The sequence below is a fragment of the Winogradskyella sp. genome (genome assembly GCF_016744625.1).
Lineage (GTDB): Bacteria > Bacteroidota > Bacteroidia > Flavobacteriales > Flavobacteriaceae > Winogradskyella.
Map to the genome: position 1 here is coordinate 56297 of NZ_JADGDZ010000008.1, position 23462 is coordinate 79758.

29 protein-coding genes and 1 tRNA gene are annotated in these 23462 nt (G+C 29.9%); 21 read left to right on the top strand and 9 right to left on the bottom strand.

The window, feature by feature from the left end:
- Positions 1-49: 49 nt before the first annotated feature.
- Both QZZ53_RS03500 and QZZ53_RS03505 read right to left on the bottom strand, forming a co-directional pair.
- The gene (locus QZZ53_RS03500) at positions 50-1099 is read right to left on the bottom strand and encodes a response regulator (protein ID WP_296381533.1); all 1050 of its coding nucleotides are present in this window, start codon (positions 1097-1099) and stop codon (positions 50-52) included.
- A complete protein-coding gene (locus tag QZZ53_RS03505; protein WP_296381535.1) occupies positions 1096-2979 on the bottom strand; it encodes a PAS domain S-box protein in 1884 nt (627 codons plus the stop codon). Before QZZ53_RS03505 ends, QZZ53_RS03500 begins: the two co-directional genes overlap by 4 nt.
- Before the next feature lie 143 nt (positions 2980-3122).
- Between QZZ53_RS03505 and QZZ53_RS03510 the strand changes: the two genes are divergently transcribed.
- The 16 genes from QZZ53_RS03510 (at position 3123) to QZZ53_RS03585 (ending at position 14507) form a co-directional block, all read left to right on the top strand.
- Positions 3123-3512, top strand: a complete 390-nt coding sequence (locus tag QZZ53_RS03510) for a hypothetical protein (RefSeq protein WP_296381537.1) — start codon at positions 3123-3125, stop codon at positions 3510-3512.
- A gap of 105 nt (positions 3513-3617) precedes the next feature.
- A complete protein-coding gene (locus tag QZZ53_RS03515) occupies positions 3618-4226 on the top strand; it encodes a WG repeat-containing protein (protein WP_296381540.1) in 609 nt (202 codons plus the stop codon).
- A gap of 15 nt (positions 4227-4241) precedes the next feature.
- Entirely contained in the window at positions 4242-5321 is a 1080-nt protein-coding gene (locus QZZ53_RS03520) for an HlyD family efflux transporter periplasmic adaptor subunit (RefSeq protein ID WP_296381543.1), read from the top strand.
- On the top strand, positions 5321-6583 hold the full coding sequence (locus tag QZZ53_RS03525) for an FtsX-like permease family protein (protein WP_296381545.1): 1263 nt from the start codon (positions 5321-5323) through the stop codon (positions 6581-6583). The genes QZZ53_RS03520 and QZZ53_RS03525 overlap by 1 nt, the downstream gene beginning before the upstream one ends.
- Position 6584: 1 nt before the next feature.
- Complete coding sequence (locus tag QZZ53_RS03530; RefSeq protein ID WP_296381546.1) at positions 6585-7259, top strand: ABC transporter ATP-binding protein; 675 nt, start codon at positions 6585-6587, stop codon at positions 7257-7259.
- A 79-nt stretch (positions 7260-7338) separates the two neighbouring features.
- Positions 7339-7551 carry a hypothetical protein gene (locus tag QZZ53_RS03535; RefSeq protein WP_296381548.1) on the top strand — a complete coding sequence of 71 codons (213 nt, stop codon included), beginning with the start codon at positions 7339-7341 and terminating at the stop codon, positions 7549-7551.
- Positions 7551-8435: a J domain-containing protein gene (locus tag QZZ53_RS03540; RefSeq protein ID WP_296381550.1), complete on the top strand. Its 885-nt coding sequence runs from the start codon at positions 7551-7553 to the stop codon at positions 8433-8435. The genes QZZ53_RS03535 and QZZ53_RS03540 overlap by 1 nt, the downstream gene beginning before the upstream one ends.
- A gap of 1 nt (position 8436) precedes the next feature.
- Positions 8437-8733, top strand: coding sequence for a chaperone modulator CbpM (locus tag QZZ53_RS03545; RefSeq protein ID WP_296381552.1), 297 nt, complete (start codon positions 8437-8439; stop codon positions 8731-8733).
- Positions 8734-8949: 216 nt separating this feature from the next.
- Complete coding sequence (locus QZZ53_RS03550; RefSeq protein WP_296381554.1) at positions 8950-9525, top strand: CDP-alcohol phosphatidyltransferase family protein; 576 nt, start codon at positions 8950-8952, stop codon at positions 9523-9525.
- 11 nt (positions 9526-9536) lie between these two features.
- Entirely contained in the window at positions 9537-10757 is a 1221-nt protein-coding gene (locus QZZ53_RS03555) for a metallophosphoesterase (RefSeq protein WP_296381557.1), read from the top strand.
- Between the two features lie 148 nt (positions 10758-10905).
- Positions 10906-11427 (top strand): flavodoxin domain-containing protein, encoded by a 522-nt coding sequence (locus QZZ53_RS03560; RefSeq protein WP_296381560.1) that lies wholly within the window; start codon positions 10906-10908, stop codon positions 11425-11427.
- 143 nt (positions 11428-11570) lie between these two features.
- A complete protein-coding gene (locus tag QZZ53_RS03565; protein ID WP_296381562.1) occupies positions 11571-12041 on the top strand; it encodes a pyridoxamine 5'-phosphate oxidase family protein in 471 nt (156 codons plus the stop codon).
- Between the two features lie 33 nt (positions 12042-12074).
- On the top strand, positions 12075-12833 hold the full coding sequence (locus QZZ53_RS03570; protein ID WP_296381563.1) for a GNAT family N-acetyltransferase: 759 nt from the start codon (positions 12075-12077) through the stop codon (positions 12831-12833).
- Between the two features lie 64 nt (positions 12834-12897).
- On the top strand, positions 12898-13404 hold the full coding sequence (locus tag QZZ53_RS03575) for a hypothetical protein (RefSeq protein WP_296381565.1): 507 nt from the start codon (positions 12898-12900) through the stop codon (positions 13402-13404).
- 11 nt (positions 13405-13415) lie between these two features.
- Positions 13416-13781: a spore germination protein GerW family protein gene (locus tag QZZ53_RS03580; RefSeq protein WP_296381567.1), complete on the top strand. Its 366-nt coding sequence runs from the start codon at positions 13416-13418 to the stop codon at positions 13779-13781.
- Between the two features lie 351 nt (positions 13782-14132).
- Positions 14133-14507 carry a hypothetical protein gene (locus QZZ53_RS03585; protein ID WP_296381568.1) on the top strand — a complete coding sequence of 125 codons (375 nt, stop codon included), beginning with the start codon at positions 14133-14135 and terminating at the stop codon, positions 14505-14507.
- 194 nt (positions 14508-14701) lie between these two features.
- Here the strand turns inward: QZZ53_RS03585 and QZZ53_RS03590 are convergent, their stop codons facing one another.
- The 5 genes from QZZ53_RS03590 to QZZ53_RS03610 all read right to left on the bottom strand — a co-directional run bounded on the left by QZZ53_RS03590 (position 14702) and on the right by QZZ53_RS03610 (position 18157).
- Positions 14702-14908: a dodecin family protein gene (locus tag QZZ53_RS03590; protein WP_296381570.1), complete on the bottom strand. Its 207-nt coding sequence runs from the start codon at positions 14906-14908 to the stop codon at positions 14702-14704.
- A 114-nt stretch (positions 14909-15022) separates the two neighbouring features.
- Positions 15023-15517 (bottom strand): hypothetical protein, encoded by a 495-nt coding sequence (locus QZZ53_RS03595; RefSeq protein ID WP_296381573.1) that lies wholly within the window; start codon positions 15515-15517, stop codon positions 15023-15025.
- Positions 15507-16523, bottom strand: a complete 1017-nt coding sequence (locus tag QZZ53_RS03600) for an MlaD family protein (RefSeq protein WP_296381576.1) — start codon at positions 16521-16523, stop codon at positions 15507-15509. Before QZZ53_RS03600 ends, QZZ53_RS03595 begins: the two co-directional genes overlap by 11 nt.
- A gap of 93 nt (positions 16524-16616) precedes the next feature.
- A complete protein-coding gene (locus QZZ53_RS03605) occupies positions 16617-17378 on the bottom strand; it encodes an ATP-binding cassette domain-containing protein (protein WP_296381578.1) in 762 nt (253 codons plus the stop codon).
- Entirely contained in the window at positions 17375-18157 is a 783-nt protein-coding gene (locus QZZ53_RS03610; RefSeq protein ID WP_296381589.1) for an ABC transporter permease, read from the bottom strand. The genes QZZ53_RS03605 and QZZ53_RS03610 overlap by 4 nt, the downstream gene beginning before the upstream one ends.
- A gap of 135 nt (positions 18158-18292) precedes the next feature.
- Between QZZ53_RS03610 and QZZ53_RS03615 the strand changes: the two genes are divergently transcribed.
- A complete protein-coding gene (locus QZZ53_RS03615; protein WP_296381579.1) occupies positions 18293-18562 on the top strand; it encodes a heavy-metal-associated domain-containing protein in 270 nt (89 codons plus the stop codon).
- Position 18563: 1 nt separating this feature from the next.
- Positions 18564-19496, top strand: a complete 933-nt coding sequence (locus QZZ53_RS03620) for a L,D-transpeptidase (protein ID WP_296381580.1) — start codon at positions 18564-18566, stop codon at positions 19494-19496.
- 5 nt (positions 19497-19501) lie between these two features.
- Here QZZ53_RS03620 and QZZ53_RS03625 read toward each other — a convergent pair whose 3' ends face one another.
- Together QZZ53_RS03625 and QZZ53_RS03630 are read right to left on the bottom strand one after the other, a co-directional pair.
- A complete protein-coding gene (locus tag QZZ53_RS03625) occupies positions 19502-20509 on the bottom strand; it encodes a 2-hydroxyacid dehydrogenase (RefSeq protein ID WP_296381582.1) in 1008 nt (335 codons plus the stop codon).
- 144 nt (positions 20510-20653) lie between these two features.
- A tRNA-Ser gene (locus QZZ53_RS03630) sits at positions 20654-20738 on the bottom strand.
- A 264-nt stretch (positions 20739-21002) separates the two neighbouring features.
- On the opposite strand from QZZ53_RS03630, the gene QZZ53_RS03635 reads away from it, so the two are divergent.
- The 3 genes from QZZ53_RS03635 to QZZ53_RS03645 all read left to right on the top strand — a co-directional run bounded on the left by QZZ53_RS03635 (position 21003) and on the right by QZZ53_RS03645 (position 23301).
- The gene (locus QZZ53_RS03635; protein ID WP_296381584.1) at positions 21003-21782 is read left to right on the top strand and encodes a DUF3108 domain-containing protein; all 780 of its coding nucleotides are present in this window, start codon (positions 21003-21005) and stop codon (positions 21780-21782) included.
- Positions 21783-21788: 6 nt separating this feature from the next.
- Entirely contained in the window at positions 21789-22124 is a 336-nt protein-coding gene (locus QZZ53_RS03640; RefSeq protein ID WP_296381586.1) for an FUSC family protein, read from the top strand.
- Positions 22125-22269: 145 nt separating this feature from the next.
- Positions 22270-23301: a M28 family metallopeptidase gene (locus QZZ53_RS03645; protein ID WP_296381587.1), complete on the top strand. Its 1032-nt coding sequence runs from the start codon at positions 22270-22272 to the stop codon at positions 23299-23301.
- The last annotated feature ends 161 nt before the right edge of the window (positions 23302-23462 follow it).

Here is a 23462-nt window from a genome sequence, read left to right on the forward strand (position 1 = left end):
TATGCTAAATGTAACTCATAAAATGACCACAGTCATTTATAAGAGTTTACTAATTTATTTGCTTTAAACGTTCTAGGTCTAACACTACAATATTTCTACCTTCAGATTTAATAATTCCTTCATTCTTAAAATTGGTGAGTGTTCTAATAAACGTTTCCGTTGCAACACCAGCAACACTAGCCAAATCGTTTCTAGAAATTTTAATTGGATCGTCTGGCTTTCGGTTAATTCTTTCGGCAAATTTTACTATTGTATCCGCTGTTTTTTTATTTACAGAACTATAAGCCATTTGTAAAAGCTGCTCTTTAATATTTGACAAATCATCTGTTAACAAATCTATTATTGCGATTGCTACCTTATGATTTTCATTTAATATCTCAGAGAGTTGTAGAATAGACACACCAACTAATACCGTTTCCTTAATCGTAGTGGCTGTCTCTTTATGTGGCAAATTATGTGTAAAAGAAGTGTAACCAAATAAATCATCTTCTTTATATAACCCAGTTACTAATTCTTTTCCTTGTGTATCTAGTTTATGGCATTTTACTGCTCCTTTAGTTATAAGGTAAATAAAATTAGAATGATCACCTTCTCTATATATAATTTGATCTTTAGCTATGTAAAACTCCTTACCATAATCATCGAAAAAATTCTTTAAATCATTGAGTGAACACAATTCATCTTCTTCAGAATAATTATTGACATTATTATTATCTCGCTCATTCAAAATACTTGCCTTGGCTAATCTGCTTTTTATAGCACTAATCAATTCGTCTTCAGTAAATGGTTTTGTTATGTAATCATCTGCTCCAAGATTCATTCCTTTTCTAACATCATCATGTTCTGTTTTTGCAGAAAGGAAAATAAAAGGAATGTGCTTTGTTAAATTATTTTTAGAAAGACGATCTAATACTTCGTAGCCATCTAATTCTGGCATCATAATGTCACAAACAATAATATCTGGACAATACTTTTTCGCTTCTTTTAAACCTAGTTTTCCATTAGAAGCTGTGGCTAATTTAAAGCCAGATATCTCTAACAACTCTGCAGTGTTCTCTCTTAAGACAGTATCATCTTCTATAAGCAATATTTTAGTCATGAGATTTCTTTATTTGGTATATGAAGTTTTACGGTTGTGCCTTTGTGCTCTATACTTTTTAAGGTAATACTACCTCCTAAGTTTTCTAAGTGTGTTTTTACAATATTCAACCCTATACCAGTTCCTTGCATATTTAAAACATTTTCCGCTCTAAAATACCTTGTAAAAACATTGCTTATATCGTTTGGTGGAATACCAATACCGTGATCTTTAATTTCGAATATCGCTTTATTGATATCATGTTTTACACCAATATTAATTTCTGAATTTTCGCCCGAATATTTTACAGCATTTTGAATTACATTAGACAATATCAACTCCAAAATTCTCTCATCTTGGCAAATCGTTATATCATCAATATCGTCCGGATAATTAATACGTTGTCCTTCCTTAAGTAACATATTGGCATTATAAACTACTTCATTAATCACCTTGCTTAATTTAAAGCTGGTGAATTTGTAATTAAAAGTTTTGGACTCTAATCTTTCAATAGATAAAAAATCATTTAAAATATTATTGAGATAGTGTACTTTATCTTTAATGATGTCTAAATGCTTATCGCGTTTAGATTGCTCCTCTGCAAGTCTATACTTTTCCAGCAACATTATCGATGTAGATATACCACTTAAAGGTGTTTTAAATTCATGAGAAACCAAAGACAAAAATTTCGTTTTTAGCTCGTTGAGTTCTTTCTCTTTACTCAAGGCTTCTTGTAGTTGTTCTGTTCTTTCTTTTACAGTCTTTTCTAATTTTTTAGTATAGTTTTTTTGTTCTGTTATATCAACAATTATGGCAACAAATACAGGTTTTTCGTTTAGATGAGACAATTGTAGATGTACCATTACAGGATATTTCGTACCATTTTTTCTAATATGTGTTGTTTCGAATTCTATATGTTCCTTCTCGTGGCTTAAAAGCTTATTTGCATACTTATTTCTAAAAAAAGATTCTTCCACATTGAGTTTTAAATCTATTGGAGTCATCGATTTAAGGTCTTCGAAGGAATACCCAATATTATGTAGTGCACCTCTATTTACATTTATAAATTTTAGAGTATCCGCATCAAAAACATATATTTCGTTTAAAGACTCATTAAATATTTTGGCTAAATGATTCTTTTCTTCTTCTGCAATAACACGCTCAGTAACGTCATTTTGAATTCCAATATAATTTGTAACAATACCTTTTTTATTAGTTATCGGTGTAATGTACAAGTCATTCCAAAAAAGCGTGCCATCCTTTCTGTAATTTCTTAAAGTGACTAGACAACTATTACCTCTTTTAATAGCCTTACGAAGCTTATGAAGTTCTTTTTGATTTTTGTCATTACCTTGTAAGAAGCGGCAATTTTTATTTAAAATTTCTTCTTTAGAGTAACCTGTAAGTTTTTCAAAAGCTGGATTAAAATAAACAATAGGATTATCTGGTTTCGTTGCATCCGAAATTAAAACACCATTACTTGCAGATTCTAAAGCTTTACTTCTTAGCATAAAATCAAACTCTGTTTCTTTTTGCTTAGATATATCTTTAACCAAAGCCATGATATATGTTCTATTATATATCTTAAACGGATTTAAATCTACTTCTACAGGAATAGTGTCACCATTTTTTTTTAAGCCATAAACATCTCTAGTTTTCCCCATTTTACGATGTTTATATTCTTTAATAAAGACATTAAAATAATCATCATGCTTAGTATGATAATTAGATGGTAATAGCACATTAAGTGTTTTTCCTTTTATCTCTGTTTTATTATACCCAAAAACAGTTTCAGCGGCATTATTTACTTCCACAATACATTGTTTATCATTAACAATTATTACTGCTTCAGATACTGTTTCTAATAAAACATTGAAAATTTCCTGATCCTGATTTATCATAATGATTTAAATAAAATAAGACTATACTAAAGATACAAAATCTTAGCCTATTATTTTATGAAACTGATCAATATCATACCATAAAAAACACATCTTGCATAAATTTATAATAGCAATTTTAAATCCTTAATAATTTTGAATTTATGAAAGTAGAATTATATCAAAATATTGGAAAATTATTTTATGCTATAGCAAAAGCTGATGGTAAGTTAACTATTGAAGAATATCGGAAACTTAATGAGATTTTAAACCATTTTTGGCTACATATAAATCCAAAATCCATTGAAACAACAAAACATACGTTCAATCAACTTCATCTATGCGATGCAGAACCTTCTCTCTGTTTTGACAATTTTATGTCATTCTATAAAACTAATTTTCATCTTTTTACAAAAGAATTAAAAAGTTTGATTTTAAAAACCGCAAATGGTATCGCATATGCATTTGCCAAAATCAATAAATCTGAACTTATTCTATTGGCAAAACTGAGTATCGAATTTAAAAAGCATGAAGTATTAAATCATGAAAAGTAATTTTAACATCATCTTAAAGCCACAAAGCACATTAATGACCAATATCATTTTATAACTTTTTCAAGGATACTACATTTATCTAACTAATTTTTAAAGTGTTATATCATGAAAAAATTAATATTTTTTTTAGCTACCCTTCTAGTTATTCCTTTATCTATTACAGCTCAAAATCTTGAAGAAATTGATTTTATTTCACCTTTTAATAATGGATTGTCTGCGATTCAAAAAGATGGCAAATGGGCTTTTATTAATACAGAAGGTGAAATGATTATTGATTATAGAAGTGATTTGGTTGTAACCTCCTTTGGAGAAAATGACTATCCTATTTTTAATTCTGATAGATGTCTAATCGTCAATAAAGAAGATGACATATCATATTATGGATATATTGATAAAACAGGAAAAACAATACTTAAACCTCAATACTTAAATGCTACAAATTTTGAGAATGGTCTAGCCATAATACTAAAGCTTCATAAAAATCGCCTTGGTCAAAATGATGTATTAGATAAAAGCATGATTGACTACAGTTATTCAGAATTAGCAATAAATACTAATGGTGATACTATACATTATCTTTCTGAGAAACCAACGCATATCACTTTATCTAAAGACTATGCAAAATCACCACCAAAGATTAAGACAAAATTTATTTCAGAAGAACTTATTGCGACTAAAAACAAGAATAACAAATGGTCTATTAAGAAAATATAACCCCATTATAAAAATATGAGACTTCTCCATTTTATTCTTATTTTAATATGCTGTATTGCATGCTCAAAGAATTCTGAACGAATAAAACCTCAGGAACAAGAACTCACAGAATCTGTATATGCATCAGTAACTATTCAACCAGACAGTTTATATCAAGTATATGCTATTGTTTCTGGTATTTTGGATATTAATCAGCTAGAAGAAGGTGACTTGATAATGAAAGACCAAGCCCTTATCCAAATTATTAATAACGTACCAAAACTCAATTCACAAAATTCTAGGCTTTCCTTAGACTTAGCCAAACAAAATTTAAATGGAAGTGCAGCCATTTTAAATAGTATTGAGGATGAAATTGTTGCTGCAACTATAAAGTACAATAACGATTCTATTAATTTTTTCAGGCAAAAAAATCTTTGGAAACAAAACATTGGTTCTAAAGTACAATACGACACTAAAAAACTCAATTATGAATTGACTACAAACAATTTAAAACTTCTTCAAAATAAATATCACAGAACTAAAAACGAGCTACAAACAGCAGTTAAACAAGCACAAAACAACTACAAAACATCATTGATAGCATCTAAAGATTTTACTGTTAAAAGCAAAATCAATGGTAAAGTATATGCTCTTTACAAAGAGCCTGGAGAAATTGTTACCACAATGGAGCCTTTAGCATCAATTGGGAGTGCTACTAATTTTATTATTGAGCTTTTAGTTGATGAAGTAGATATTGTTAGAATTAGCAAAAATCAAGATATTTTAATCACTCTAGATGCTTATAATAATAGAATATTTAAAGGAACTATATCCAAAATATATCCAAAAAAAGACGAACGAAATCAGACCTTTAAAGTCGAAGCACTTTTTGAAACACCACCAAACATTTTGTATCCAGGTTTATCTGGCGAAGCTAATATCATAATCTCAAAAAAAAATAACATTCTCACCATTCCTAAAGCCTATATAAATAATGATAACAAGGTAAAAACAGATGAAGGTTTGGTAACCATCATAACAGGTTTACAGAACATGGAATATATTGAAGTGATTTCTGGAATAACTAAAGATACTTATATTTATAAACCCGAATAATGACCAATTGGAGCGTTATACTAAACATTGCAAAAACACATTTGCTAACTAAAATAAAGCAAACGTCAACAGCAGCTCTTGGCGTAACTTTTGGTATAAGTTCTTATATTACTTTGGTGTGTTTTATGACTGGTTTAAATGGAATGTTAGACGATTTAATATTAAACCAAACACCTCATATTCATATTTACAATGAAATTGAACCTTCTAAAAGACAACCAGTTTCTTTGTTTGATAATATTAAGGAAAGTTTTAATGTAGTACACTCTATAAAACCTAAACGAAGTCAGAAAAAAATTCATAATGCTTTGCCAATAATAGACTATTTAAAAGCTAATGAGAACGTTAAAGGCGCATTACCACAAATAAAAACTCAAATCTTCTATATAGCAGGCTCTATAGAACTCGGAGGTAATCTAACTGGTATTAATCCAATTGATGAAGCTCAACTCTTTAATATGAGTGATTATATTGTTGAAGGCTCTGCTAAAGATTTGCACAATACAGATAATGGTATTTTATTGGGTATTGGTATTGCTGAAAAAATGTCATTAAAAATCGGTGATCGTGTACAAGTAAGCCCAATTAATGGTGGTGTTTTCCCATTAAAAATCGTTGGTTTTTATCAAAGTGGCATTGCAGATTTAGATGCTATACAAAGTTTTACAAATGTAAAAACAGTACAACGTATTCTTGGTGAAGCTAACAATTACATCACAGATATAAATGTAAAACTACACGATCTTGAGCAAGCGATTCCTCTTTCAAAAAAAATCGAACAACAATTTAATCTAACAGCAATCGATATAAAAACAGCAAATGCACAATTTGAAACTGGAACCACTATAAGAAACCTAATTACTTACGCGGTTTCCGTAACCTTACTTATTGTAGCTGGTTTTGGAATTTACAACATTTTAAACATGCTTATTTATGAAAAAATGAATGACATTGCTATTTTAAAAGCTACTGGTTTTTCTGGTAAAGACGTTCAACTTATTTTTATGAGTCAAGCTATGATAATTGGGTTTGTTGGTGGTGTTTTAGGGTTGCTTATTGGTTTTGGATTGGCAAGTTTAATTGACACTATTCCATTTCAGACTGAAGCATTACCGACAGTAGAAACCTACCCTATAAATATGAATCCTGTATTCTTTATAATTGGTTTTTCATTTGCCATGTTTTCTACATTTCTTGCTGGTTATTTGCCATCAAAAAAAGCCAAAAGAATAGACCCAGTTAAAATTATAAGAGGACAATAAGATGAGCACTGTATTAGAAGCAAAACATATCAACAAATATTTTAAAAAGCCTGTCCATTTTCATGTATTAAAAAACATCAATTTTAGTGTCAAAAAAGGAGAGTTTGCATCTATAATGGGGAAATCTGGTTGTGGAAAATCTACTTTACTATATATTCTTTCTACAATGGATACGGATTATGAAGGTGAATTGTATTTAAATAATAAACTTATCTCAGGACAAGACAGAGAACATTTATCTTATCTCCGTAATAAACACATTGGTTTTGTGTTTCAGTTTCATTATTTGCTTTCAGAATTTTCAGTTTTAGAAAACGTAATGCTTCCTGCTAAGAAATTAGGAGAAAAATCACTCAAAGAAATTGAAAATGATGCCATGCAAAAGCTAAAGATGCTCAATATAGATCACCTAGCAAAGAAAAGAGCATCACGTATATCTGGTGGAGAAAAGCAACGTGTCGCTATAGCACGAGCATTGATAAATGATCCTTCAATAATAATGGGAGACGAACCTACAGGAAATTTAGATAGTCATAATGCAGAAAACGTGTTTAATATCTTTAAACGCTTAAGTGATGAGCAAGGCTTATCCTTACTTATAGTAACTCACGATGAAGATTTTGCAAAAAAAACCGATAGAATTATACAAATGGGAGATGGTAAAATACTTCTGTAAGTTTTCTTATAATGATATTCATCATTTCTTATTACTCTATTTAAAACTAATTTTAGTCTATTCATTTAAAATTGATACTATGAAAACGTTACTAGACATAGAAAATCAAATTATTAGACTTACGCTTAGCATAGAAGTCAATTACCCAGAACTCTATACTACTTTAGATGAAAACCCAATTACTATACCATCTAAAGCGCATCCAGATATGAATATTAAAATTATGGAAGATTACTTAGAAAGTCTTAAACAAATATTAAAGCAATACATTAAAACTCATAATAAAAAGTAATGGGATTTATTGACTTTTATAAAATACTCGGTGTTTCAAAAACTGCTTCTGTAAGCGATATAAAAAAAGCATATCGTAAACTTGCTCGAAAATACCATCCAGATCTCAACCCAAATGATAAGGAAGCCGAACAAAAGTTTAAAGAAGTAAATGAAGCTAATGAAGTATTAAGTAATTCTGAAAATCGTAAAAAGTACGATGAATACGGAGAGCATTGGCAACATGCCGAAGAATATGAAAAAGCAAAACAACAAGAGCAGTATCAGGGAAGCACAGGCAATCAATACGGAGGTTATTCTGAGGAAGATTTTTCAGATTTTTTTGGCTCTATGTTTGGTGGACGTTCATCACAATCACATGGCCAACAGGTGAAATTTAGAGGTCAAGATTTTAATGCTCAATTACAGCTTAATCTCAAAGATGTTTACACTACACACAAGAGAACTTTAACAGTAAATAATAAAAATATCCGAATTACGATTCCAGCAGGAGTAGAAAATGGGCAAGTCATAAAAATAAAAGGTCATGGTGGCAAAGGTGCTAATAATGGACCAAATGGAGACTTGTACATTGAGTTTTCAATACTTAATAATACGTCGTTTAAAAGAGATGGAGACAACCTCTATACTTCGGTTGATTTAGATTTATATAAAGCTTTATTAGGTGGAGAAATAACAGTTAATACTTTTGATGGAAAAGTAAAATTAACTGTAAAACCAGAAACCCAGAACGGAATAAAAGTAAAACTAAAAGGTAAAGGATTTCCTAAGTACAAAAAAGAAGGTCAGTTTGGTAATTTGTATGTGACCTATACTATAAAAACACCGACAAAATTATCAGCCAAGGAAAAGGAACTCTTTACTGAATTATCAAACTTAAGATAACATGGAAACGACACATCTCATCTCAATACAACAATTTTGCACCCATTATAATGTTCCCGTGAGCTTTATTAATGCATTGCATGAGTATGAATTAGTTGAAATTGCCATAACTAATAATGATAATTATTTAAAAGCAAATCAGCTTAATGATGTTGAAAAAATGATGCGTTTGCATTACGACTTAGATATAAATTTAGAAGGTATTGATGCTATTTACAATTTATTAAAACAAGTAGAAAACCTTCAGTCTCAAATTGTAACGCTTAGAAATAAATTGAATTTTTACGAAAATTTTTAAATCATTTTTGATGACAGAAATATAACAATTAAAAAGAGATCTTTATTTCTGAGATAAAAGTTAGGCTTAATGAATAAGCAAATATTAATAAATTTTGAAAGAAACAAAAGTTATAGCCTAAAATCGGCTAAGTACTTCTTAAATAACTATTATTACTGACATTTCTCATTTTTGTAGACACATCAATTGTCTATTTTTATAACAAATAGAAGATGTATGTTAACCTTCAAAAATTTTAACATTGCTGATTGGTTTTCCTTTTACCGCATTTTAGCAGCACCATTTTTATTGCTGCTAATTTATCTCGACTTGCGTTTAATTTTTGCTTGTTTCCTTTTAATAAGCTACTCTACAGATGCTATTGACGGCTTCTTAGCTCGTAAACTTAAAATAGTAAGTCCAAGAGGTTCGCAATTAGATTCTTTTGGTGATCAAATCACCTTAATAATAGGTCTTATTGGGTTATTTTATTTTGAAACCGATTTTATAAAAACCAATCTTACACTAATAATTATTGCATTTGTGCCTTACATTATTCAAATGTTTATAGCTTATTTAAAATATGGTAAAGCCACTGCATTTCACACCTATTTAGCAAAAATATCTGCAGTAATGCAAAGTGCTTTTATTTTATTTTCTCTTTTCTTTTATCCTGAATACACACTGTTTTATATTATGATAGTTATTGGCTTGTTAGAGACCTTTGAGGAAATAACCTTAATCTTTATGTATGGCAATTGGACATCTGATGTTAAAGGCATTTACTGGGCTTATAGAGATAAAAGACGCTAAAAAAAGAAGCAATGAGATCCTTTTCCCTTTTTACTATCATCTTGTTATGCATAGCAATTTTGCTTGTAGATATTCTCGCTTTTTATTGGCTTCAATCCATCACAATTCTAATAGATTTATCTCTATTAAAAACAAGTATTCACTTTATTTTTTGGCTATTTACAATAGGTTTAATCACTTCAATTATTGTATTAAAAGTTACCTTGGATGATATTAACCCAATAAGAAAACAATTACTGATTTCAAAATTTTATGGTCTTGCCATTTCATCATTTGTTCCCAAACTAATTTTTGTTATCATTATATCTATTCTTTACTTTACAAATTATCTATTCTCTAAAAATGAGTCGCTAATTATAGTACCATTTGTTGGATTGCTTTCAGGGTTTCTTCCTTTTTTTATTATTATTCATGGCATCTTTAAAGCAGTTTATAAATTTAAGATCTATCACCATAGTATTAACTCCAACATGTTACCAAAATCATTTGATGGTTTAAAAATTGTACAATTATCAGATCTACATTTAGGCAGTTTTAATTATGCGTATCACAAATTAGAGCGAGCTGTAAAAAAAATTAATTACCTGCAACCAGACTATATAGTAATTACAGGAGATTTGGTAAACAATTATGCATGGGAACTGCGAGGATGGGAAAAGGTTTTTAATAAATTAATTGCAAAAAAAGAGAAATATGCTGTTTTGGGTAATCATGATTATGGTGATTATAGTAAATGGGAATCTATAGAAGCAAAACAAGATAATTTTGAAGCTATCAAACATTTTTTTAAGACCATAGACTTCAAACTCTTATTAAACCAATCTGAAGCCATTTCAGAAAACAATGAGCAAATAGCTGTTGTAGGTGTAGAAAATTGGGGAAAGCCACCATTTAAGCAATATGGCGACCTACAAAAAGCAGTTGCGGACGTAAAAACGATTCCTTTTAAAATATTATTATCTCATGATCCAACACATTGGGCAGAAGAAGTCATTGATAAAACAGATATTTATTTAACTCTAGCTGGTCACACACATGGTATGCAAGCAGCTTTTCAGTATAAAAATTTACAATGGAGTCCAATAAAATATAAGTTTAAACATTGGGCAGGTTTGTACAAACACAATCAGCAATATTTGTATGTAAATAGAGGTTTGGGTTGGCTAGGATTTCCTGCGAGAATTGGTATGCGACCAGAAATCACACTTATAGAATTAAAAACTAACAGGTAGTAATCATCAAAATTGTTTTAGCTGATTAATATCATCGCATCTTAACTACAATTTATTTTCCTTTATATAAGTGTGATGTTCATATTTTGCCTTTTATTTTCATTCAATAAATAGGCATTTTATAAGAATCAACAAAATATACTGTATTATGAAAGGAGCAATTTTTTTCGCGAGTAAGTACGGAAGTACTGAACAATACGCCAATTGGATTGGTGAAGCTAGTGGATTACCTGTGTTCGATGTTAAAAGCACTAATCCCAATCTTGCTGATTATGATTTTTTGGTTTTAGGAAGTCCTATTATCTACTACAAATTGTTAAACCGTAAATGGATACAAGCGAATTGGGTAAATATTGAAAACAAAAAAACTATTTTGTTTACCGTTTCTGGTGCTCCTGCTGGTAAAAAACTAAATAGATGGATTGCAGAAAGTAAATTACCCAATAAATTAGTTTCGAGCATGGAGCATTTTGCACTACGAGGCAGACAAATACCAAAAGAACTTACTTGGTACGATAGATTGATGCTAATAATTGGTGCTTTGAAAAACCCAAATCCTGTAGCTAGTAAGGAAGAACTCAATGGTTTTGACTATATGGACAAATCGAGCATTGAGCCAATTCTAAAATATATACTACAATTACAACATAATGATTTTACCGCATCATAATTGATAATGTATACTTAACATAAAATGATAGAGGCATTCTTTAAGATTACATATGATAACAGAATTTATAAGCAACTGATTAAAATCATAGTTTTCTCATTCTGTTTTAAATAACTTAGTTCGAACGCTTTATACCTAAGACCATGATTAGAACACTAAACAAAATAGAACGATTAATACTTCTCGAAAGCAACTATATTGGTAATCTATCTTATATCTACAGAAACAGACCATACATAGCTCCTATTACTTATTATTTTAACAAAGATACTAACACGATTATTGGGTATTCTGCCGAAGGTCATAAGGTAAAAGCGATGCGACAAAATAGTAATGTCTGTTTAAGTGTTTCTGAAATAGATTCAGTAAACTCATGGAAGTCTGTTCTGGCTCAAGGTGTTTTTATTGAACTTACAGGAAGCAATGCAAAAGCAAAGCTTCATGAATTTTCTCTTGGTGTAAAAGACCTCATTATTAATAAAGAGCATCGCGAATTAGACTTTATAAGTGACTTTTCAAGCAAAATTTATAAAGGTGATTTACCTGTAATATTTATTATTAAAGTTGAAGAAGTCACTGGTAAAATGAGAAGACATGAAAAATCTAATTCTTAGTTTAATCCATTTTATATATTGAAAAAATAGAATATGGAAATTATAAATGTTACTCCACAAAACGCTAAAGAAGAAACATTCTTTTGTATTAAAGACATTAAAAAATCTGGATTTGAAAGCAAGCAAAAATGGTTTGAAAAGCGCTATAATGAAGGGTTGCAATTAAAGATTTTAAAAGACAATGATCAAAAAATGATTGGGTTTATTGAGTTTACTGAAGCATCAAAAGCTTGGAGACCAGTTAATGCAGATGGTTATATGTTTATTCATTGTATGGTTGTACAATCAAAAAAAGATAGAAATAAAGGTTATGGAGCGTTGTTGATAAATGAAGCCGAAAAAGAAGCTAAAAAGAATAAAATGTCTGGTTTATGTGTAATGACAAGCAAAGGCTCTTGGATTGCCAATAAAACGATTTTTGAAAAACACGGTTTTTCTGAAGTGGATCGAAGAGGTCGCTTTGAGTTATTATCGAAAAAATGGGATGATAAAGCTGTAGATCCAACATTAATTGACTGGACTTTAAAACAAAAAAACTACAACGGTTGGCATTTAGTATATGCAGATCAATGTCCTTGGCATGATAAGTCGGCATTTGACCTTTTAAACACAGCAATGGACTATGGTATTGATTTAAAACTTACAAAACTTGAATCTGCTGAACAAGCTAAAAATGCGCCTTCTGGCTATGGTGTATTCAGTATTTTGCATAATGGAAAACTTATAGAAGATCATTATATCAGCGCTACACGATTTAAAAATATTTTGAAGAAAGAAATTCATAGTTCTTAATCAACACTGATCAATATCATTGTGCTAAACACCTGTTATTCCGTTATTTGAGTAAAATCAAAGGATGTTACTTTATATACTTCTTACTGTGCTTTTGTTTATTATCATTTATTTATTATTTGTACCAATATCACTATATATAAATACTGCAAGAAATCAATATTTTCTAAAAATAAAAGGTTTAGCTAAAGGAAGTATTGTAGAAGATGAATTAGAAGTTATTAAAATTCATTTGAAAGTAATGTTTTTCAATTTTGAATTTTATCCTCTCAAGACTATTAATTTTTCAGGCAAGCATAAAATTGAAAAGAAGTCTACAGAAAAGAAACGTTTAACTACAAATTCCTTAAAAAAAGGTGTACGCGTATTAAAGTCTTTTAAAATTAAACAATTACAAGCAGAGATAGATTCTGGTGACTGTATTTTTAATTCAAAACTATATCCTGTTTTTGCACTATTAAACTTTTACAAAGGCACTCATTTAAATATCAATTTTGAAGGAAAAAATAATGTATTACTATCTATAGAAAATAGACCGATACGTATTATTAAATCATTTATTAACAATTAAAAAATAATATTATGGAACTACATTTAGAAGAATTATTAGGAAAAATTACAGATTTTATGAAAGCCGAAGCTAGTACAGAAACAGTAGTTGGTAAGGAGTTTCAACTCGGAGAATTTAAATGTGTCCCTGTTATTAAAGTAGGTATGGGATTTGGTTCTGGAGGTGGAGAAGGTACTGAAACCAAAGGTAAAAAAGGTGAAGGCATGGGAGCTGGAGCCGGAATGGGAATAGAACCAATAGGTTTTTTAGCAACAAAAGGTGATGAAATATCATTTATTGAAGCTGGTAAGGCTCATGGTTTATCCGCTGCATTTGAAAAAGTACCTGATTTAATCGAGAAATTAGCCATAAGAAATAAAGAAGTTATGGCAAATTAATCGGCTTGGCTGGTAAAAAGTGAATTTAAAACTGAGTAAGCTATAAAATTGAGCTTGCTCAGTTTTGTTCTATTAAGAAAATGAAGATACTCACACTCTAATTTATCGCATTAAATCATATTTACGTTACAATTCATCTAGTACATCCTAAAGAAATTTCAAAGATTTTATCGCAAACTGATGTGTGTCATTTTTAAAAGCGTCTTCAGTTTTTATATTAGTAGATATAATCTCAAATGTGCTATTATGAAAATCTATTTCAAACTACTTATTGCTGTATTTCTATTAATACTTTTTACAATTTTATTCTTATAAAATCTAGATGTTCTTTAACTATTTTTAAAAGGAAACATGAAATTTGTCTTTAGTTTTATTTTGATTACACACGGATTTATTCATCTTTTGGGTTTTGCAAAAGCTTTTCTCTTAACAGACCTAAGTAAACAAGTATTAGGCATTTCAAAACCCATTGGATCTCTATGGTTAATCACCTTTATTCTTTTTGTTGTCTCTACATCTCAATTTCTAAATAATAAAAAATGGTTTTATTTAGGGCTCATAAGCGTTTTTATATCCCAAGCACTAATTATAATGGCATGGAAAGACGCTAAATTGGGTACTATTCCTAACCTTATTATTCTGCTAGTTGGTATATCTGCATATGGAAAATATAGGCTTCAAAAGATGGTAGATATAGAATCTAAAGAAAATGCTGAAAGTCAGTAATTAGGGTAGACATTAATAATAAAAAAAATCGTGGAGACTAAATTGGCAAATTAAACTCTACATCAAAATAGAACTCTATACTGTATACACATAGTCTTCTGGCTATGCAATATGTCTTAAGTAACTAAAAAAATCCTGACGAGTTATATTAACTCATCAGGATTTTCGTGCTATTCAGTGTCCCAACTGAACAATTAATCATCCATGATACCAAAGCAAACTTTAGTAGTAACACGATATTCTGCTATAGCATTTTTGTTTACTGTAACTTGCATATCTTGTACATACACGGATTTAATGTTTTTTATAGTTTTAGAAGCTTCTTTTACTACATTCTTAACAGCATCTTCAAAACTAACATTAGAATTCCCTAAAATTTCGACAACTTTTAATACAGCCATAATACTTATATTTATAATTAATAAGTCTTTAAGGTAAAACATAAAGACATGTTAATAAATGATATAAATCAACTTGAGGAAGGAAATTAATAAAACCTGTAATACTCTTTTATTCTATTCCTGATAACCCATCTTACTTCTAAAGGTTGGTAAATCCCATTTAATCATTTCCTTTAAAAACTCGTCTACTTTTTCAACTACCAGTTTTTCATTGATAGCTTTTGGACTATAAACTCCCAATTCCATAGAACTCTTATCTGGTGGAATTTCTGGAACAATAGGATACAAAATAAACACATAGATATCTCCACTGTAAGACTGAGAAAACACTAATGTGCCACCTTGAATAAATTGAAAGGAAGGAATTTGATTCGTTTTTTTAATCAATTCTGGTGGAAAAGAATCAAATGTAATATTAACAGCTTCATTAGTCTCAATCCAATTAAGTTCTTGCACCTGCCAACCAATCTCATAGTTTTTAGTAATTCGTTTTAACAACTTTGCTAAAAAAGCCTTGGTTTTGGTTTCCCAAAGAATTTTCTTTTCAATTACAGATTCAATAGATGTTTTATAATCGTTGATATGTTCTGCTAAATGTTCAATTTTCATTTTTTTGTTTTTTAGCCTTTTTAGCCTTTTTAGCTTCTCTTAATTCTTGACGTTCTAATTTTTTAAAATAACCTCTGGTTAAAAAATTATGCTTTAAAGCCTCCATGTTTTGGTTGAATTTATCTGTACCCTCATTAATATTATTGAGTGTAGATTTTAAACTGTTAACTAAAGATGTATCCTTAACAATATAATTATATGCTCCGTTATGAGAATTAAGATCCTCTACTACTCCATTAACATTACTTATAACGTTTTGAATTTCATTACTAGATGCTTCCAAATTGCTAACTACGGTTTTAAGTTTTTCTCCAGAAATAGAATCATTTAAAATCATTCCTAAAATAGTATTGTCATTTGTTTTTATCGAAGAGATTATAGTATTTAATTCATTTATAGTATTAGTAGCACCTCTACTTGCCATTTTTAGATTGTTTACCGATTGTTTAAGGTCTTTAGCCATGATAGTGTCATTTAACAATAAACCAACCGTTCCTTTACCCTCTAACATGGCAGTTGTTATTTTTAGCAAATCTGATGTCAATATTGCTGCATTTTCCGAGCTCACACTTAAAGTACTTAGGATATCATCTGCCCCAATTTTACTGTACGACTCAATAATGTCTCCATTGCTAATTATTTCTTCAAGACCTTTTCCAGGCACAATGTTTACGATCATATTTCCTACCAATCCATCAGAACCTATAGTAGCAATAGCATCTTTTTTAATATGAGAAATTATTTTTTCATCAATATTCATATCTATTCTTATAGTAGAATCATTAATCATAGTTATACTTTTTACAGTACCAATATCAATACCTGCATAGCGCACATTATTACCATTCTGCAAACCATTTACATTCTGAAAATATGCACTAATAGTAAATGTTTTTTTAAACATGTCTTGACGCTGACCAATAATATAGACTCCGGCTATAAATAGAATAGTTCCTATGATGACAAAGAGTCCTAATCGAATTTTTTGTGAGCTCGTATTTTTCATGTGTTCATAGTTTATTATTTTTAATAGGTCACATGCAGTTCGCTATTAATATTTTCCTTTAGTAATACTATTTTTAGCATGCTCGTGTCATAGTTATTGTTTAAAAAATGCTTTTATTTTTGGGTCTTCTGAAGCAGATAACTCTTTAAATGTTCCAACAGCATAATCAGTGCCATCTATAAGTAGTATCATACTATCTGAAATTACCCTTGCACAATCCACATCATGTGTTATGATGAGTGAAGATGTTCCATACTTTTTCTGTATATCTTGCATTAGGATAATGATTTCTTTAGCGGTAATGGGATCCAATCCACTTGTAGGCTCATCATATAAAATAATTTTTGGTTGTAAAATTAATGTTCTAGATAGTGCTACTCTACGTTTCATTCCTCCTGATAATTCAGAAGGCATTAAATCTATAGCACTTACTAATCCGACACTGCTTAATGCTTCAATAACCATCTTTTCTGTATCAATATGTTCTCCAAATTTTTTAGTATGACGACGTAATGGGAATTCCAAATTTTCACGCACTGTCATTGAATCATACAATGCACTACCTTGGAACAAAAATCCAATATCCGCTCTTAAAATATCTAGTGCCTTCTGATCTAATTTGGTAATATCTTGATGCATCACAGAAATTGAGCCACTATCTGCTTCCATTAAACCTACCAAACATTTTATCATCACTGATTTTCCTGAACCAGATTTCCCCATTATCACAAGGTTTTCACCTTGATGTAGCTTCATATTAAACCCGTTAAGAACATTATTGTCTCCAAAGCTTTTATATAAGTTCTTGATTTCAAGAACTATTTCACGATTTGATATGTTAGCATTTGGCATCATAGATCGTAGAAAATATCTGTTACAAATACAGCAATAAAATCAATAATAAATAAAAGCAAAGAAGTAAATACCACTGCAGAATTTGCTGCCTTACCTACTCCTGCAGTTCCTTTTTCACAATAATATCCTTTAAAACAACCAACAAGGCCAATAGCCAATCCAAAAAAGAAAGATTTTACGGTTGCTGGTATTATATCACCAAATTCTAAAGAATCAAAAACCTGATTGAAATAAAGCATAAAGGACACATTACCCTTAATATTCTCTACCAAATAAGACCCAAATAAAGCAATAGCATCACCAACAATAACTAATAATGGTAACATTAGTGTTACTGCTAAAACTCTCGTAACAACTAAATATTTAAACGGATTAGTCCCAGAAACTTCCATAGCATCGATCTGTTCTGTAACACGCATTGAACCTAATTCTGCACCTATACCAGAGCCAATTCTACCAGCACAAACTAAAGCGGTAATAATTGGACCAATTTCTCTAACTATTGAAATACCAACCATTGAAGGCATCCATGACACGGCACCAAATTCCATTAATGTAGGCCTTGTTTGCAAAGTAAGCACTAACCCAATAATAAACCCTGTAATACCAACTAATAAGAGCGAACGATTACCCATGTTATAACATTGGCGTATTAATTCTTTAAACTCAAAAGGACGTTTTAATACTTCTTTAAAAAATCGAATAGTGAAGTATGACAATTCACCAATTTCAATAAAAAAGGATTTTAATTGTGCGCCTATGTTTGTGTACACTAACATTCTTAATGATATACTAATCCAAATATATAGGATTACAGAACTATTTAAAATGATAATCATCATCTGGAGATACTGATGAATGTCATTTTAAAATACAGCTATTGAAAATACCTTTAAGTATTAAAAAAGCACATTATGAGAATTACAGTTCATATACAAAATCTAAAATGTGATGGCTGTGAAAGAACGATAATTAGCAGACTGTCTAAAGTAAAAAATATTAGTGATATCGAAGTTAATAATATGATATCTACAGTAGCTTTTAATTATCATTCTAATCATGATTTTGAAGCGGCTAAGCATTTACTATCTAGAATAGGCTATCCTATCATTGGAACAGAAAATAAATTAAAAACAAAAGCACAATCCTATCTGAATTGTGCCATTGGTAGAACTAAAAAATAAAATGTTTAAAATAACTTCGTTTATAATTATTGCTTTTACCCTATTGATTACATTAAAACTATGTTGCCCAAAAAACGAAGATTCGTTCATACCTTCGAATCCATCATATAGCACGGTTTTAATACAATCAAAAGCTATCAATTCTATTGCTATTAAAGACAATGTACTTATAGAAAAGTATTTTGAATATTTAGATTCTATAGTTTTTAAATACGACTCTTTAACTCCATATAAGTTAACTGAACATCTATTAGTCCGATCTAATCCCTGGATTATCGATACACTTCAAAACACAGATTATTATAGAATGAAGACTAAAGATTCATTCGTGTACAATCAAAAAAAAATGATTGCATTACCAAGAGGTAATTTAATTATAATCCCAGATTCAATTCGAGCTAATGAACTATTGAATAAATTTCAGAATACAACAATAGATATTAATATTCCAGAATTTAAACTTCGAATTCATGAAGATTCTATTCTACTTTATAAATTTCCAATTAGAGTTGGTAGAAATGAAAAAAAATATCTTGAAATGTCTGGAAGAATACAAGACTTAAAAACCAAAACTGGTGAAGGCATAATTTTTAAACATGTTCGCAATCCGAGATATGCAAACCCAGTAAATAATCATGAATACTTTGTAACTAAAAGAGATGATGGCAAAGTGACCAAGTTACCACAGATTCCTTTTATCGAAACTGAAATTAATGGGTTATGTTATGGTCAATTGATTCACCCTACAACGAATCCAAAGTCTTTAGAAAAAGCATATTCTAATGGTTGCATCGGCACTAAAGAAGCAGATGCTTGGGTTATTTATTACTATACTCCTATTGGAACAAAAATAAGAATTCGATACGATTTAAATGCTTTTAATATAAAAGGTGATTCTATTGTTTTAAAAGACATCTACAAAAAATTTAAATAGATAAGTTATACCATTACAGTATCCTTTGTTAACTCATTAACTGTTTCATTTCCTGAATCCCAACAGTTTAAATTAAATATCGTGGTCTCAGCTATATTGGTCAATGCTTCATCTGTAAGAAAGGCATGGTGACCAGTAATTAATACATTAGGGAATGCGTTTAGTATTATTAAAAGTTCATCACTGGGTATATCTTGAGAATTATCTTTAAAGAAAATTCCTTTTTCATTCTCAAATACATCTATCCCTAAGGCACCAATTTTACCATTTTTAAGACCATCAATTACATGTTCAGTATTTATAACTGATCCTCTAGCTGTATTAATAATAATTACACCGTCTTTCATGTCTGAAATTAAATCTTCATTTATGAGCTGGTGAGTTTCGGCGTTTAAAGGAACATGTAAAGAAATAACATCTGCCTGTTCACATAACTCTTTCAGTGAAGTATACCGTAAATTATAGTCTTCCTTTAAATTATTGTTCTCTTCAATATCATAACCCAAAAGGGTGCATCCAAAGCCATACATTATTTTACTCATTACAGCACCTATTCTTCCTGTACCAATAATTCCAATCGTTTTTTTATTTAAGTCGAAACCAACTAAATTATTTAAATTAAAATTATTACGGTTTACTCTTAGATTAGATTCAATTAACTTTCTATTTAGTGCTAAAAGTAAAGCCACGGTATGCTCTGCAATAGCGAAGGGTGAATATGATGGGACATTAGCCACTTTAATACCTAATCTTGATGCAGCTCTTAAGTTTACATTATCATAACCTACAGATCTTAGCGCTATGTACTTTACACCAAAATCTTTTAGTTTTTCAATAGTTATAAAACAAGCCTCATCTGCAGAAAAAATTGATATTGCTTCGAATCCAACAGCTTTCATGGCTGTTTCAGAAGATAAAGCATCCTTAATAAAAGTTAATTGATGACTTTTATTGTTAGCTTTTCCTAAATACGGTATTTCAAAGTCTTTAGAGCTATATACAAGTACTTTCATAATTAATCTCTATAAATTAGGTAGTATAAAACTATCTATTAAAAGACTGTTATGAAATGATATTCCTCATTTTAAATAGAGTGTTTATGAATAATAAAATTTGAACAAATAAAAAGCCCATAACTTGTGTTATGGGCTTTTGTGCGGAGAAAGAGGGATTCGAACCCCCGGAGGTGTGACCCTCGCTAGTTTTCAAGACTAGTGCATTCGACCACTCTGCCATTTCTCCTTTAGCGGTTGCAAATATAAAATCCTTTTTATTCTAGCCAAAGGTATTTTGTGATTTTTTTATTAAAATCAATAAATTGATTTACAAAACAAAAATTAGCATCATTTAAGAAAGCATTGTACTTTTCGGCACAATATATGTTAGTTATAACGTTATTATCAAAAACCATTTTTTTTGAAATAAGCATGTTTAAAATTTTATCGCCAACAAAAGTGATTAATTATGAACTGCATGTAATCATTGAAAAACAATAAATATAAGCACATGAAATCTTTTGTTTTTGCCTTTATAGCTTTAATAAGCCTTAATAATTTTGCTCAGAATAAAACGATTGCCGCTGGTGAAAAGCTAACCTATACGGCATCTTATAATATGTCAGGTTTATTAACCGACATTGCACAAGTAAAAATGGAAACGAGTGAAGTTAAAACTACAAAAAGTACTTTACTTCGTTTAAAATGTACTGCGGCAACTTATAAGAAGTGGGATAACTTCTTTAAAATAAGAGACCTTTATGAAAGCTATGTTAACCCAAAAACTTTGACTCCATATTTATATAAAAGAGATATTAGCGAAGGTGGCTATTATAAATTCATGCAATACAAGTATAATCATAAAGCGAAACTTGTAAAAAGCTTAAAGCGAAAAAAGAATAAAGAAGGTAAAACTTGGGATGAAAATAAGAATGTAAAGATTGGAGCTTCAACTAAAGATTTAGTAAGTACTTTATATAGCATTAGAAATATGGACATCCACAAAGCAAGTCCTGGTGATCAACAAAATTTCACGATTTTATTTGATAATAAAGAAACAATAGTTACAGTGAAATATATTGGAAAGGAAACCATTTCTACTAAAATAGGGAGTAAAGAATGTTACAAACTCGCTTTATCCATCAAAGGAAGTGACCTATTAAAAGGCAATAACAATAACCTATTATGGTTGACAGCAGATACCAATAAAATACCTGTGTATGTGAAATTTAAAATACCTGTAGGTAATGGTGAATTGAAAATTATTTCAGCAACTGGACTTAAAAATTAATTGGACATGAAAAAACTATTCATCATTTTAGGTTTTATTGCAGCTATACTATCTGTAATTATTGCGGTTACACCATTATCAAACCTCGCTGTAGCTCCTATTATTGTAGCTTTTATAAGTGGGTTAATCGTTTTATTTCTTTCAAAGAAGCAAAAAACGAAAACAAAAACCATACAATATATCTTTCTGTTAGTTATAATTTCGTTAAGCCTAACCATATACAAAGGTGTCTTTTTTACAACAGAGGTTGGCGATACAGAACAACTCGAACAACGTGACGAAGAAAACTTAGAAGATTCTAAGGAAATTTTAGAAGATATTGATATTGACGAAGGTTTTTAAAATTTGGATAAAATTGTAAGAAAGCATTCCATCTATTTACCTTACTTTTGCGTAAATCAATTAGTTACATGGTACGAGCATGTTCAAAATCTTATAGCCAAAAGCGAACAGCATCTGACCATAAAAAAACAATAGATACAAACACATGAAAATATTAGTTGCGTCTGCACTTATTCTTGTTGGTTCTTGCTCAACATTAAGGCATAGTGAAAAAATTGACAACCTTAAAGACAGCATCTCTTACGATGATGAAACTATGGTTAATCAGTATTTAAACACTATCAAAACAGATGAACTAAGAGCGCATGTTGAAGAAGTCTCTTCAGATAAGTATAATGGTAGAATGACAGGTGAAGAAGGTCACAACCAAGTTTGTGATTATATTAGAAGTTATTATAAATCACAAAGCATTAAAGCTCCTGAATCTCATCCAGACTACTATCAAAAAGTTCCAAAAGAAGTACTACCAGATGATTTAAACGAATCTCAAAACATTATCGCCTACATCGAAGGTTCTGAATTCCCTAATGAATATTTATATATTTCTGCACACTCAGATCACGAAGGCATAATTGATGGTGAAATATATAATGGTGCAGATGACAATGGATCTGGTACTGCTGCTGTTTTAGAAATGGCTGAAGCCTTTAGTAAAGCTGTTAAAGACGGTTATCGTCCAAGGAGAAGTATCGTATTCTTACATGTAACTGCAGAAGAAGTTGGTCTTCATGGTTCACGTTATTATACTGAAAATCCAATCTTCCCATTAGAAACTACTATTTCAACTTTAAATATTGATATGATTGGTCGTATTGATGAGCGACATAAAGACAATGAAAATTATGTTTATGTGATAGGTTCTGATAGGATGAGTACAGAATTGCATTTCATTGCACAGAAAGCAAATGACACATTCACATACTTAGAATTAGATTATACATTTAATGAAGAAAATGATGTTAATCGTTACTATTACAGATCAGACCACTATAATTTTGCATTAAAAGGTGTTCCTGTAATTTTCTTCTTTAATGGTGAACATGAAGATTATACTAAACCTACAGACACGGCAGATAAAATCAACTATCCTTTATTAGCCAAACGTACTAAACTAATATTTGCTACGGCTTGGTATTTAGCAAATTCAGATGAGCGTTTAAACCCAGAAATCATCTAGTGTTAAAGTTTGTTAAAAGAAAAATAGCATAAACTGCTACTTCTTCGATTTTCGTAATTTTAGCTTCTCATTTATTTAAAGTCAAGCGATACCTTACTTTAAAGAACTAACACTCTAATTTTCTAAAAAAAAAAAAAAAATATTATTCATCTTTTGTACTT

Coding starts and splice junctions, on each gene's coding strand:
- QZZ53_RS03500 (WP_296381533.1), bottom strand. CDS start 1,099: ATGACTAAAATATTGCTTATAGAAGATGATACTGTCTTAAGAGAGAAC.
- QZZ53_RS03505 (WP_296381535.1), bottom strand. CDS start 2,979: ATGATAAATCAGGATCAGGAAATTTTCAATGTTTTATTAGAAACAGTA.
- QZZ53_RS03510 (WP_296381537.1), top strand. CDS start 3,123: ATGAAAGTAGAATTATATCAAAATATTGGAAAATTATTTTATGCTATA.
- QZZ53_RS03515 (WP_296381540.1), top strand. CDS start 3,618: ATGAAAAAATTAATATTTTTTTTAGCTACCCTTCTAGTTATTCCTTTA.
- QZZ53_RS03520 (WP_296381543.1), top strand. CDS start 4,242: ATGAGACTTCTCCATTTTATTCTTATTTTAATATGCTGTATTGCATGC.
- QZZ53_RS03525 (WP_296381545.1), top strand. CDS start 5,321: ATGACCAATTGGAGCGTTATACTAAACATTGCAAAAACACATTTGCTA.
- QZZ53_RS03530 (WP_296381546.1), top strand. CDS start 6,585: ATGAGCACTGTATTAGAAGCAAAACATATCAACAAATATTTTAAAAAG.
- QZZ53_RS03535 (WP_296381548.1), top strand. CDS start 7,339: ATGAAAACGTTACTAGACATAGAAAATCAAATTATTAGACTTACGCTT.
- QZZ53_RS03540 (WP_296381550.1), top strand. CDS start 7,551: ATGGGATTTATTGACTTTTATAAAATACTCGGTGTTTCAAAAACTGCT.
- QZZ53_RS03545 (WP_296381552.1), top strand. CDS start 8,437: ATGGAAACGACACATCTCATCTCAATACAACAATTTTGCACCCATTAT.
- QZZ53_RS03550 (WP_296381554.1), top strand. CDS start 8,950: ATGTTAACCTTCAAAAATTTTAACATTGCTGATTGGTTTTCCTTTTAC.
- QZZ53_RS03555 (WP_296381557.1), top strand. CDS start 9,537: ATGAGATCCTTTTCCCTTTTTACTATCATCTTGTTATGCATAGCAATT.
- QZZ53_RS03560 (WP_296381560.1), top strand. CDS start 10,906: ATGAAAGGAGCAATTTTTTTCGCGAGTAAGTACGGAAGTACTGAACAA.
- QZZ53_RS03565 (WP_296381562.1), top strand. CDS start 11,571: ATGATTAGAACACTAAACAAAATAGAACGATTAATACTTCTCGAAAGC.
- QZZ53_RS03570 (WP_296381563.1), top strand. CDS start 12,075: ATGGAAATTATAAATGTTACTCCACAAAACGCTAAAGAAGAAACATTC.
- QZZ53_RS03575 (WP_296381565.1), top strand. CDS start 12,898: ATGTTACTTTATATACTTCTTACTGTGCTTTTGTTTATTATCATTTAT.
- QZZ53_RS03580 (WP_296381567.1), top strand. CDS start 13,416: ATGGAACTACATTTAGAAGAATTATTAGGAAAAATTACAGATTTTATG.
- QZZ53_RS03585 (WP_296381568.1), top strand. CDS start 14,133: ATGAAATTTGTCTTTAGTTTTATTTTGATTACACACGGATTTATTCAT.
- QZZ53_RS03590 (WP_296381570.1), bottom strand. CDS start 14,908: ATGGCTGTATTAAAAGTTGTCGAAATTTTAGGGAATTCTAATGTTAGT.
- QZZ53_RS03595 (WP_296381573.1), bottom strand. CDS start 15,517: ATGAAAATTGAACATTTAGCAGAACATATCAACGATTATAAAACATCT.
- QZZ53_RS03600 (WP_296381576.1), bottom strand. CDS start 16,523: ATGAAAAATACGAGCTCACAAAAAATTCGATTAGGACTCTTTGTCATC.
- QZZ53_RS03605 (WP_296381578.1), bottom strand. CDS start 17,378: ATGATGCCAAATGCTAACATATCAAATCGTGAAATAGTTCTTGAAATC.
- QZZ53_RS03610 (WP_296381589.1), bottom strand. CDS start 18,157: ATGTTAGTGTACACAAACATAGGCGCACAATTAAAATCCTTTTTTATT.
- QZZ53_RS03615 (WP_296381579.1), top strand. CDS start 18,293: ATGAGAATTACAGTTCATATACAAAATCTAAAATGTGATGGCTGTGAA.
- QZZ53_RS03620 (WP_296381580.1), top strand. CDS start 18,564: ATGTTTAAAATAACTTCGTTTATAATTATTGCTTTTACCCTATTGATT.
- QZZ53_RS03625 (WP_296381582.1), bottom strand. CDS start 20,509: ATGAAAGTACTTGTATATAGCTCTAAAGACTTTGAAATACCGTATTTA.
- QZZ53_RS03635 (WP_296381584.1), top strand. CDS start 21,003: ATGAAATCTTTTGTTTTTGCCTTTATAGCTTTAATAAGCCTTAATAAT.
- QZZ53_RS03640 (WP_296381586.1), top strand. CDS start 21,789: ATGAAAAAACTATTCATCATTTTAGGTTTTATTGCAGCTATACTATCT.
- QZZ53_RS03645 (WP_296381587.1), top strand. CDS start 22,270: ATGAAAATATTAGTTGCGTCTGCACTTATTCTTGTTGGTTCTTGCTCA.